The 12,206-nt window shown below is 47.8% G+C and carries 9 protein-coding genes; 6 read left to right on the top strand and 3 right to left on the bottom strand.

Going from position 1 to position 12,206, the window contains the following annotated elements:
* The first annotated feature begins 9 nt into the window (after positions 1-9).
* Entirely contained in the window at positions 10-729 is a 720-nt protein-coding gene (locus KHS78_RS09080) for a VOC family protein (RefSeq protein ID WP_211827505.1), read from the top strand.
* Between the two features lie 94 nt (positions 730-823).
* Here the strand turns inward: KHS78_RS09080 and KHS78_RS09075 are convergent, their stop codons facing one another.
* Both KHS78_RS09075 and KHS78_RS09070 read right to left on the bottom strand, forming a co-directional pair.
* The gene (locus KHS78_RS09075; protein WP_211827503.1) at positions 824-1,417 is read right to left on the bottom strand and encodes a phosphatase PAP2 family protein; all 594 of its coding nucleotides are present in this window, start codon (positions 1,415-1,417) and stop codon (positions 824-826) included.
* Positions 1,414-1,749, bottom strand: a complete 336-nt coding sequence (locus KHS78_RS09070) for a hypothetical protein (RefSeq protein WP_211827501.1) — start codon at positions 1,747-1,749, stop codon at positions 1,414-1,416. The genes KHS78_RS09075 and KHS78_RS09070 overlap by 4 nt, the downstream gene beginning before the upstream one ends.
* A 390-nt stretch (positions 1,750-2,139) precedes the next feature.
* Between KHS78_RS09070 and ovoA the strand changes: the two genes are divergently transcribed.
* The 5 genes from ovoA to KHS78_RS22575 all read left to right on the top strand — a co-directional run bounded on the left by ovoA (position 2,140) and on the right by KHS78_RS22575 (position 10,125).
* Positions 2,140-4,287: a 5-histidylcysteine sulfoxide synthase gene (gene ovoA / locus KHS78_RS09065; protein ID WP_211827499.1), complete on the top strand. Its 2,148-nt coding sequence runs from the start codon at positions 2,140-2,142 to the stop codon at positions 4,285-4,287.
* A 215-nt stretch (positions 4,288-4,502) separates the two neighbouring features.
* The gene (locus tag KHS78_RS09060) at positions 4,503-5,417 is read left to right on the top strand and encodes a DMT family transporter (protein ID WP_211827496.1); all 915 of its coding nucleotides are present in this window, start codon (positions 4,503-4,505) and stop codon (positions 5,415-5,417) included.
* A 308-nt stretch (positions 5,418-5,725) separates the two neighbouring features.
* Positions 5,726-6,931, top strand: a complete 1,206-nt coding sequence (locus tag KHS78_RS09055; RefSeq protein WP_211827495.1) for an ankyrin repeat domain-containing protein — start codon at positions 5,726-5,728, stop codon at positions 6,929-6,931.
* Positions 6,932-7,278: 347 nt separating this feature from the next.
* Positions 7,279-7,971, top strand: coding sequence for a proteobacterial dedicated sortase system response regulator (gene pdsR, locus KHS78_RS09050; RefSeq protein ID WP_211827492.1), 693 nt, complete (start codon positions 7,279-7,281; stop codon positions 7,969-7,971).
* A 33-nt stretch (positions 7,972-8,004) separates the two neighbouring features.
* Positions 8,005-10,125 (top strand): ATP-binding protein, encoded by a 2,121-nt coding sequence (locus KHS78_RS22575; protein WP_211827491.1) that lies wholly within the window; start codon positions 8,005-8,007, stop codon positions 10,123-10,125.
* On the opposite strand, the gene KHS78_RS09040 is transcribed toward KHS78_RS22575, so the two are convergent.
* On the bottom strand, positions 10,122-12,083 hold the full coding sequence (locus KHS78_RS09040; RefSeq protein WP_211827489.1) for an ankyrin repeat domain-containing protein: 1,962 nt from the start codon (positions 12,081-12,083) through the stop codon (positions 10,122-10,124). The two genes, KHS78_RS22575 and KHS78_RS09040, sit on opposite strands and share 4 nt — an antisense overlap.
* Positions 12,084-12,206 lie beyond the last annotated feature (123 nt).

Raw genomic sequence — 12,206 nt, 5'->3', positions numbered from 1 at the left:
AATTATATTATGTCTAAGAGCAAAATTTCAGGAGCTTTATTGTTAGTGCTCATTGGTATTTTATCTATGTCTCATAATAGTAGTTCCGATCAAATCACAATAATGACCAATGGAATCGACCACATTATTTATGCCAGCACAACGCTTGAGCAAGGGATTGAAGATATTGAATGCATACTGGGTATTAGACCTGTTCCTGGAGGGCATCATCCCCAGTATGGGACACACAATGCTCTCCTGTCTCTAGGGTCGGGAATCTATCTAGAAGTAATAGCTCGAGATCCGCAACTGCCTACGCCTCTGCGCGGTGCTCTTATTGATATTCCACCTACAGGCAGGTCGGGATTAGTGACTTGGGTATATAGGACAAATAACATCATAGATTTATCAGAGAAGGCAAAGCATACTGAGCTCGGACTTGGTTCGATTGAATCAGGGAGCAGGACAATGCCGGATGGTAATGAAATTAGATGGCAATTAACCGATCCATATGCGATGCCGATGAATGGTGCCATTCCATTTCTTATTGACTGGGGCGACACAAGTCACCCATCGGTATCCATACCTTATGGTGGTAAGCTGGTAGAGTTTGTGATCAAACATCCTGAAGCTGATCGAGTACGAAATGCGTTATTCTTGCTTGGAAGCAATGTCAGTGTAATAAATAGCGATCAATCTGGCTTTATAGCAAAAATTTTCACGATGACTGGGCTAGTTATATTAGAGTAGGACAGTGAAAAGTATACATATTGATTTAGAGATCTAATATTAAAAATACTGCTGCTTTTCTGTGAACCTTGCCTGTTGGTAGCGATTTTCCGGCTCATGTCAATTTAACGGTCGATACTAACCGGTCTTGTTGGTCAGATGGCTGGTGTTTCACCCATTGCGCGATCAGAACCGCCCACAGGAACCCTGCGATGACATCGGCACCGTAGTGATATCGCAGGTACAGGGTGGAAAAAGTAATAGATAACGCCATAAACAACAGGATGCTTTTAATGGGCCATGGATGACGGGACCAGGTTACGATCAGGGTCAGCCAGGGAATGGCGGTATGCAGACTGGGAAAACAGTCATAGAGGTAACGGAAACTGTTAACGGCGTCATACAGTATTTCATGGTTGGCCGGTAGTGGCACAACGAACTGATCCGGTATGTACGTCACAGGTCCAACAACGGGCAGTATGAAGTAAAAGCAAAAACCACCGGTCAGTGCATAAATGAGTGCTTTGCGAAGATGGAGAAATGTCCGGTGTTGTCCCTGCCAGTAAAAATAGAACAGCGAACCAATGGGCAACAGATAATAAAAATGCAGGTAGGCGAACTCCATCCATAACGTCAGGCCCGGTGTAATCCATTGCTGGAGGTACAGAGGTACTGGCTGGCCAAATAACAGGATATCGAGCTGGATCATCCAAGGGGTATCTGAAAGAAATCAACGGCCAGTTCCAGGCGGAAAACACGCATGGTGAGATAGCCTAACAATATCGCGGGCACCGGCCAGAATTCCCGCAGGAACCACGCTGTATTTGAGGACACAATATGCCGCTGCAGCAATGGCGGTATGACCAGAATGAGCAATAAAAATAAAAGGCCCGCAAAAAGTGCTGCTTTGTTTTCCATAGGTTCTATGGCCAGAATGGAGCCCGATAGCAGGGCAATGGCCAACACAATGATGGGGAATAACAGCGTGAGCTGTTTGTCTAAAGGCCAGTGTCGTAGCGTCTGTAACAGGTCTTGCATCATAAATAATCTGGGTGTTTTTATTGTTATTGTTCACAGGCATTTGGTCGCCTGTGCAAGATGCAGTGATCGACGGGTCAATCGCGATTATAAGAAAGTGATCGTATAGAGGCAAAAGCTTGCAAGGTCTTGATCTGTTTTGTGAACCGACCGCCTATGAGCGAATCCGTCGTTGCACGACGAACTATGATTACTGCACAGAAATAAGCAGTAAAGCCATGCCATAAGGCCGCCTTGTCACGCTGATTTCATGATTGCTGAACAATCTTGCTATCAGTGTACCGGCTTTGTGGTTTGCACCGGCCAATACCATCTGATAGCAATAAGCGATGGATGACCGTGTCCGGGCAGTACAGGACAACCCGCTAACCCGTACTCTCAGGAGCGTGATACATGCCTGAAAATACCGCGAAAGATGTGAATTACAGTGATTATCCCGACAGGGTGACGCGTACACTGGTGTTGAACAGTGGCGATCCCGAAAGTAAACGACAAGAGTTGTTAGATTATTTTCAGCAGACATTTGATCAATATGAAACGCTGTTTGAAACACTGGCCTGTGACGAAGCCTGGTATGAAAAAGCCATTCCACTCCGCCATCCCCTGATTTTTTATTTTGGCCATACGGCGTCTTTTTTTATTAACAAGCTGATGACCGCCAAACTCATCTCGGAACGCGTTGATCCTGATATTGAGGCCATTGTCGCTATCGGGGTTGATGAAATGTCCTGGGATGACCTGGATGACAGTCATTACCAATGGCCTTCCGTGTCTGCGATGAAAGATTACCGTCGTAAGGTGCGGGCGCTGGTCTCTGACTTCATTGCAACCATGCCATTGGATATCCCGATTACCTGGGAAAGCCCAGCCTGGATCATCATGATGGGGATCGAACATGAGCGGATACATCTGGAAACGTCTTCCGTATTAATCCGCCAGTTGCCTCTGTCGTATGTGAAGCCGGATCCCTACTGGGAGCCCTGTCGAGAGACGGGGGATGCACCGGAAAACCGGCTGGTGGCAATTCCGGGACGCCACTTGCGACTGGGTAAGGCGTACGATGATGCACTCTACGGCTGGGATAATGAATACGGCCGTTATGATGTAGAAGTCCCTGCATTCAGTGCCAGTGAGTACCTGGTCAGCAATGATGAGTTCAAGCCGTTCATGGATGCCGGTGGTTACGATACTGAACGCTGGTGGACGGATGAAGGCTGGGCCTGGGCGACATTCAGTGAAGCACGCCATCCTGAATTCTGGGTACCAGAAGGTGACGGTTATCGTTATCGCACCATGCTTGAAGAGATTGCCATGCCCTGGAACTGGCCGGTAGACGTCAATTGTCATGAGGCGCAGGCCTTTTGCCGTTGGAAGTCGGAAGTGACGGGGCGTCAGATTCAGTTGCCGAGTGAGGCGGAGTGGTATTGTCTTCGGGACGTGGTTGATACTGATCAGCCCTGGTGGGACAAAGCGCCAGGTAATATCAATCTTGAATATTGGGCATCCGCCTGTCCTGTGGATGAATTCCGCACCGGTGAGTTGTGCGATGTCATCGGGAATGTCTGGCAATGGACGACAACGCCCATCGATGGCTTTGATGGTTTCCGTGTGCACCCCTGTTACGATGATTTCTCCACCCCGACGTTTGATGGCCGGCATAACCTGATCAAGGGCGGCTGCTGGATGTCCACCGGCAATTATGCGATTCGGGATTCCCGCTATGCTTTTCGTCGGCACTTCTTCCAGCATGCGGGCTTCCGTTACGTGGAGTCGACTGCCGTAGAAAACACGTCTGCGAACCCTTATGAGACAGATGCCCTGGTCGCCCAGTATCTGGCTTTCCATTACGGCGAGACCTTTTTTGATGTCCCCAACTACCCTGTAGCCTGTGCACAAATCTGTCGTGACGTGAGCCAGGAAAGCCCCCGAACCCGCGCCCTTGACCTGGGGTGTTCCGTCGGGCGTACCAGCTTTGAACTGGCCCGCTGGTTCCAGCATGTGGACGGTATTGATTTCTCAGCACGGTTTATTTCAGCCGCTTCCGAGTTGCAGCAGCGAGGCAAAATTCGCTATTTCGTACCGACGGAAGGGGAGCTGGGGGATTATTGTGTGGCAGATATGGCGGAACTGGGGCTGGACGACATCGACGTCAACCGTATCCGGTTTACCCAGGGAGACGCCTGCAACCTCAAGCCAATATACGACAACTATGATTTGGTATTCGCCGGCAACCTGATCGACCGGTTGAATCATCCGGCGCAGTTCCTTGGCATGATCCATGAGCGGATTCGTCCGGGTGGGCTGCTGGTGCTGACATCGCCGTATACCTGGCTGGAAGACTATACGCCCAGAGACAAATGGTTGGGAGGTGTCCGGGAAAACGGTGAGGTGCTGGATACGTATACCGGCCTGCGCCGTGTACTGGATGCCCATTTCGAGGAGGTCCAACCACCGGTTGATGTGCAATTTGTCATTCGGGAAACGGCCAGAAAATTCCAGCATACGCTGGCGCAGTGCACGGTCTGGCGCAGGAAGGTTTGAGGGAAAACGCGTTTCTACATAATCAATAGAGCGACTAAAAACCGGCCCTTGTCTTCATGCGGTTTACAAGGGCTTTTTCTGTAAAAGTGTTTTGTCAGTTATTCTGATCGGTTCGTTATAAAATCCTGCACCACCTAGCCTGCTTTTCAGCCAGACTCTTACCACTCTGCTGGCTTTCTGGCCACTACCACGAATTATTGTTGAGTTGTTTCTTTATGCAGCGTATCGCTTACATTGCTTTTGCCGCCCTTGGGATTATCTGGGGCAGTAACTTCCTGTTTGTAAAATGGGCTTCAGCGTTTATATCGCCCGCACAGATTGTTTTTCTGCGTATCTTTTTTGGCTTCCTGCCACTGCTGGGTTATGCCGTGTACCGGAAAGAAATCAGGTTATCCCATCTTTGCTATTGGCCGCATTTCCTGATGATGTCACTGCTTGCAGCGGTACTGTATTACTACGCCTTTGCCTTGGGGATTTCGCTCCTGCTGTCCAGTGTGGCCGGGATGCTGAGTGGTTCCATCCCCTTGTTTGCCTTTGTGATGACATTGATTTTTCTGCGTGATGAGGCGGTCAGTGCCCAGAAGGGCGTGGGTGTGGCGCTGGGTTTTCTGGGGGTATTCATAATCGCACGTCCCTGGGTTGGCGGAATCAATGGCGTGAATCTTGAGGGAGTCTTGTATATGGCGCTGGGGTCACTGAGTATTGGGGGATCGTTTGTCTATGCCAGGAAATTCCTGTCGGACCTGAACATATCTGCAGTGGCGCTTTCCACGTATCAGGTCGCATTTGCCTTGCTGGTTTCTGCGGCTGTCACGGATTTTGAAGGGATCACCCGGATTGCGGAGGATACCAAAACCCTCGTGGGTGTTGCCGCAGGCTTGGGTATGTTGGGAACGGGTGGCGCATTTATCCTTTATTACTTCATTGTGAGTCAGTTAGGCGCGGTAACGGCGTCTGCTGCGACGTATATTCCTCCGGTGGTTGCACTGGTTATTGGATACTTTGTGGTGCATGAACCTGTCGCTCCCTTGGATCTGGTGGCAATGGGACTCATCTTATGTGGTGTTTACTTTCTTCAGAGTGAGAAACAGTGGTTTTCCTGGGCGAGATTGGGTAAGAGCCATTTATGAGTTTTGCTTTGCTACTCTCACTCGTGGGCTGCCAAAACAAGTTTCTGTTATAGATCTATAGAAAAACGGTAGGCGGTTAATTTACGGCTAATCACGATATTCGTTAAATAGCGATCGTGTGAAGTTGTTTGTCTAGTGATTAGCTAAACCTCCACACTACTTTCTAACCAATATTGATACTTTTAACACTTTTGTTAACAGTAGTGACATTACTTAGTAAAATCATGGAATTTTTGTGTGATTTTCTGGTCGGAATAATTAAGAGTTCAAGACTCTTACATCAGATTGTTTTAATAGAGGAGATCATTATGAAATCTGTTACTCAACCTTCCACGCCAACGACTTCCACCCCAACAACTTCCACAGCCACAACTTCCACAGCCACAACTTCCACCTCAACAACTTCCACTGCTACGATAGCGACTCGTCCTCGAGTTGCGGCAAAATTTTCTAGAATACCAACTGGGCATGCGCAACAACCCTCCGTATCGGGAGCTCAGCGTCAGGTCTCGATTCCGGTCAAAGATTCAACGATTCATAATATTATTTCCAATAGTGCACTCAAAGATGAAGAGCGCACTGCAAAGATTGAGGTTGCGCTATTAACAGGAAATATTAACGTAAATTCAGTGAATGAGTACGATCAAACAGCATTGTGGGAAGCTCTCCAATATAAGAACTATGAGTGCGCGAAGCTTCTTTTAGAGAATGGAGCAAACCCTGATTGTCGAGGTGCCTATAATATCAGCGAATTTGATGCTACGCCGTTGCACCTTGCTGCAGCTATTAATGATGGCGGTAAGATGACAAACTTGTTGTTGAGCAAGGGCGGAAGGCCTAATGCACAAACGACGCAAAGAGGGAGTAAAACACTAAAAGAGCATGTAGAAAAGATGCACTACTCTAGTGAATCAGGTATGGCAAGACTGGCCACTAACGCAACACCGTTGCGGGAAAGTATGGGAGGCAATTTCCATAGTCGAGTATTAGCTACAGCAAAAGATATTGCTATTAAGTCTGCTGTAGCAAAGGGCATGAGAGAGGACCAGGCTATAGAGAAGTTTGCTATATATGACTTGGAAAGATTTAGTGAAGAAGAGAAAAAACAGGCGCGTTCCATTGTACTTGGCGTAAAAGAAACTCCAGTGCAAACAGAGCTGGCTGCGTATGTGGATGGCAGGCTTGGACGGATATTCACAATAGAAGATGTCAATAAACGAATAGGCAGAACACCGTGCCACATAGCAGCTAAGGTTGGGATCGGAGCAAACGTTGAAGCGCTGTTGAATAGCGATGGCTTGGCATCCATGGTAGCGTGTGATGTTGAATTTAAAACACCGTTGCACTCAGCCATTGAATGGGGTCATTCAAATGTTGTTAAGAAAATGCTTGAACTAGCTCCTGATCAATGTCGAATTGTTGTTAATATGAAAGATCACGGTGGTAGAACGCCGATTCAGATGGCTCAACCTAGAGATAAAAATCTAATGAGTGAAATATTAGAACAGCTCTAACCTTCTGATTAATTCAAAAATAAATATCTCTATTAAAAGGGTAAGAACGCTACACTCGTTTAATGTTCTTTTTCTTTGAATAGGAGCCTTCTCATAATGAAACCATCTTTTTCATTACAGGAGTGGATGATAACGGTGGTTTCTCTTCTTGGTTGGTGCTTGATACATCGGCTGTATATGATGGTTCTGTTCTACAGCTCGGTCACGCTGATTATAGAGACGATCTTAAGTTTTCTTGGCATCTTTAGAGTGTGCGTCCTTACATAGATTTATATTTTCAGGCTTTATGACTTTGAGCTAATAGCTGATACTTGGCCTTCGGAATTTTTGGGAGCCAGGAATAGTGTATGGTCCGCCACATAGCCATTGTCGAAGATGAACCTGCGATTGCCGAGAACTATCGGGATGCCTTCCAGCGGCAGGGGTTTCAGGTCAGCCTCTATGATAACCGGCCTGCGGCGATGGCGGCCTTTTGCCAGACGCTGCCGGATCTGGCCGTCATTGATGTGGGCCTGGGCGACGATGTGGAAGGGGGCTTTGCGCTTTGCCGGGAGCTGCGCAGCCTGGCGCCGACGTTGCCCATTGTTTTCCTGACGGCCCGGGATGATGAGCTGGACGTGATTTCCGGCCTGCGCCTGGGTGCCGATGATTACCTGACCAAGGACATCAGCATTGCCCATGTACTGGCCCGGGTGAATGCCCTTTTCCGTCGGGTCGATGCCTTACAGCAGCCGCACCGCGAGCCGGATAAACTGGAGCGGGGCAAGCTGGCGCTGGATATGGATTGCCTTACGGCCAGCTGGGCTGATGCCGAGATTCCTCTCACCGTGACGGAATTCTGGATGGTGCATGCCCTGGCCCAGCATCCCGGTCATGTCAAAAACCGTCAGCAATTGATGGATGCTGCCCGGGTGGTGCTGGACGACAATACCATCACCTCCCATGTCAAACGGATTCGCAAGAAATTCCAGTCAGTGGATACCGGGTTTACGGCCATTGAAACGGCGTATGGCATGGGCTATCGCTGGAAGGTGGCCTGATCGGATGCTGCCGTCAGCAGGGTTGGATTGCCGGTGAAACTCAGTCGTCAGCTGATGCTGGTCAGCCTGCTGGTGCTGGTATTGCCCTGGGCGGGTGTCCAGTCTGTGCGGGATATGGAAGCCAGCCTGCGGGATGCGCAGGCGCAGGTGCTTGAAGCGTCACTGCAGACGATCGCGACCAGCCTTGAAGTCCGCCAGCAGATACCAGAGCTGGTGACGGCACCGATTGACCATCACGTCTATGCCTGGCGGCTGGAGAGTCCGCTAATGCTGGATGGTTATGATGAAGATTGGCTGGCGCAGGGAATAACGGGGCAACGGGTTGAGAGTCCTTCTGAGAGGAATACCTCCTTCGGTCCTGAGGTCAACTTCAAAGCTGCTACGAATGATGAAACCCTCTATCTGTTCTGGAAAGTGACAGATGAAAATATTGTCTATCACAACCCGTCCCTGCCTTCCCTGAATAACGGCGATCGTCTCCTGCTGAAACTGCATGATGAAAACGGTCAGGTTGTCACTTATACCATCGCAACGGAAGCACCCGGTCCGGTACTGGCGCGTTATGTTCGGAGAGTGAATGGACGTGACCGAGTGCAGCGGGAAAACCTGATCCGTGGCGTCTGGCGTGATACACCGACCGGTTATCAGCTGGAGCTGGCAATGCCATTGCTCATGGCCAGGGCTGGGCTGGGCTTTTCTGTGATTGATGCCGCGCAAACAGCTGATGGCAGCGTGTCGGAACAATGGACAGGCACGGTCGCACCGGCTGTTCAATGGACTGGCCCGCTGATTACACCGGACCTGCAACTGCGTGAGGCGTTGTCTGCGTTTCTGAAACCGGGTGTCAGGCTGGGTGTTATCAACAATGCCGGATGGCTGCTGGCCGGTGTGGAAGAAAGCGCGCAACAGGATGACGCGCAGCATGAACCGGAGATGTTCTGGCTGCTCGAATGGCTTTATAACCTTATCCTGAGCCATGGTGGCCTACCACAGTATCATTCTCACTGGAGTGAGGGGCGCTGGGTTAATGCAGTGGTGAACGATGCACTGGCCGGACGCCCCGCCAGCCAATGGGTACGGGATGATGGCGTGCTCAGGCTGGTGGTAGCATGGCCGTTGTACCGGGATGGTGTCATTGGCGGTGCACTGGTGGCCGAACAGGGCAGCGAAAAAGCCATGTTACTCGCCGGACGTGCGTTCAACCGGCTCTTTTCCCTCAGTTTTCTGACGATGCTGGTGACGGTTGTCGGGCTTTTGGGTTATGCGGGCTGGCTCTCGCTGCGTATTCAGCGTTTGAACCGAGCAGCTGAGCAGGCTTTTGGCGTTGATGGGCGGGTGCGGGATGATTTTCCTGCCAGCCATATGTCGGATGAAATAGGTCAGTTGTCGCGTAGTTTTGAGCGACTGCTGGGACGTTTGCGGGAACATACCGATTATTTGCGTTCGCTGGGAAGCAAACTTTCCCATGAATTGCGTACACCACTGGCTGTGCTGCGTTCATCGCTGGATAACCTGTCCCATGAACCGTTGGGTGAGCAGGCTGGTGTCTATCTGCGTCGGGCTGAGCAGGGCGCCGCGCGCCTCAGTGCGATACTGACGGCCATCAATGAGGCGACCCGGCTAGAAGCTGGCATCAGCAATGCCGAGAAAGAAACCGTTGATATACGGCAGATGCTGGAAGAATTGAGTGAGGCATACCGCGGCATTTATCCTGATGCAATATTGCAGATTGAATTGCCAGACACTGTCGTTTATTGCGAGGTGGCGCCTGAACTGGTGGTTCAGGCGCTGGACAAACTGGTCAGCAATGCGGTGGATTTCTGCCACTCAGATGGCACTATCCTGATTCGGCTGCGCCATGAACGCAATACTGTGTGCATCGATGTAGAAAATGATGGACCGCTGTTACCTGAAGCGATGGCGGGGCGGTTGTTTGATTCCATGGTGTCTGTTCGTGATGGATCAAACACTCATAGAGATAATCGACAGCAGCAAGATAGAAGTGAACGCCTCTCCTTACATTTAGGGCTAGGACTCTATATTGTTCGGTTGGTCATGGAATTTCATAAAGGAAATGCATCAGGGCATAACCGTCCAGATGCATCGGGTGTGTTGTTTACTATGACTTTTAGGCAAAAATACTCCAGAAATTAGCTGATCGATGAAGGTCTGATCTCATTGCTCATGTTTTGAATGTAATGTTCCAGAGATCTCCTATGTTGAGGATTTGTCAGGCGATTTTGGTACTGTCTCAACTCAACAAAAGCATTACCTATTTCGGCGCCAGATCTGATAAGTAATTCAATTTGTTCGAAACTAGTCCTTTGACGGCACGCTTCTTGTAGAACAGTTTTATCCTCAGTATTTCTTCTGACAGTTTCATGTATTGGACGATTTACATCTGCACCATGCTCAATAAGCAAACGTATCATATCAACATTGTCTCTTTGAGAAGCGTACATCAATGGTATGGTGTTATCATGCATGGTATTAACCAAATGTGAAAGCCCGTTATCTAATAATGCTCTTAACATTCTTGGGTTACCTGATTTTATAAAGGGAGTAAGTGGGTTTTGGGTATTTATATAAGGCTGAGCTGTTGTTGGATTGAGTAACATCGCCGACTCAAGCTTTTCAAGTTCGCTCTCTGGTAACAAAAGATAATGAGAGATTGGTAATCTAGCATGTCTTATGCCTGTTTGCCTGCAGAGTAGGGTGTATAAAATGATTGCTAACTCTCTATTTCCTGAAGGGAATGGCTGTAATGATAAAATGCTACCTGTTGTCTTTATAACGAGTCTTCTTAATTGCTCAGGGTTTCTTTTGTTACGCATTGCCGCTTTATTAAACTCTTCAAGTATTGTTTGGAGTCTTTCGAGTATATTGTTCACTGGTATCATACGCTTTAGTGTCAGCTCAGTTGTCTTGTCAGAAAACTTAAAGCTTGCCTGGCAGTTGATTTCAGGTTGAGCTTCCAGATAAGACGCATTATCTGAAGAGGCTAATATCGCAACTTCAGTTGTTATATTGTTTCTTATAAAATTAATGCATTTTTCAGTATGAGCCCGGGTATTGGTGACGAATACTGCTCTATTCAATAAGGTACTAAGAGATTGTGTTGAAAAATGTCCTTCTCTCAGAACAAAAGTTTCTGTGGAGGGTTTGGTAAAGTCTGCAGAAAAACCTAATTTAACCATAATATCACGCAGATGATGTACCTGTAGCCCGGAAGATAAATCAGCTTTTAACGCATACTCAAAGGCGTTCGCCATTTTTATTAGATGATAAGGTGAATTGTCATTTGCATGGCGACTGAATATTGTATGTTGGTCATCAACAAGTAGAGGACAAAATTCATCATGATGATGTTCGACTACGGCAGTAGCTTGAGGGAAACAGGAAAGGTTGAAAAGCACTCTGTCAGTTTGATCGGCATTTGAAATTAACTCATTTAATATGTCTTTTTGTTGTTGTGTTAAATTTGATTTGTGTATTTCATTCTGCAGTAGATTGAAAAATTGTTCACGATCATCATGTCGGGGGATTTTCTTGTATACATGCTCTTCAAGCAGATTTGAAAGTGCAGCTAAAAAGCAGGTAACGATTGGGCTTGAATAACGAGGAGCTTCCTCTGGGCCTTCTTTGTCAGTATGCCACATCATAAAGCTACTACTGGTATTACTGGTATGTATAGTGTGAAGACCTTGGTCGAGAATAGTAGTGGTGAGTTCTTCAAAAAGATGGAATACCTTATGGGCTTGCTCAATAATGTTTCCAAGACGATGGTTAGGAGACACTTCCGGTGTTAAAAGAGATTGTTGCCTGTTAGCAGGGTTAAGCTTGCTGAGTGCATGTGTTGTTTGATGAAATAGTAATGTTGAGGATGTTTCTTTTGAATCTGTTTCTATTGAGTCTTCTTGAAATGTCACATGGGCTGTTCTTTGAAATAAACATTCTTTAGGTGTTGGGTTGTTTCTGCTGAGAACATACCCTTTAACAAACTTATCGGTTTCTATGCAGCCTAAGTTTGGATGGGTTTTTTCCGCTTCTGGCTTTCCTTTCATCAGGATTCGGGAGGCCGTGTGTGGTTTGATAATTGGAAATGAATCCATGATAAATCTACTCCAGTCAATAAAATGTGAACAATAATCCTCTATTGAGATTCGACAACGGAGATCAAATAAATATTTTGGGTCTTACATGTATGTCAGGCTATCTTGCTAACAAGATAGCTA

This window comes from Kistimonas asteriae (genome assembly GCF_018263925.1).
Taxonomy (GTDB): Bacteria; Pseudomonadota; Gammaproteobacteria; order Pseudomonadales; family Endozoicomonadaceae; genus Kistimonas; species Kistimonas asteriae.
This window is presented reverse-complemented; position numbering and strand designations above follow the sequence as displayed.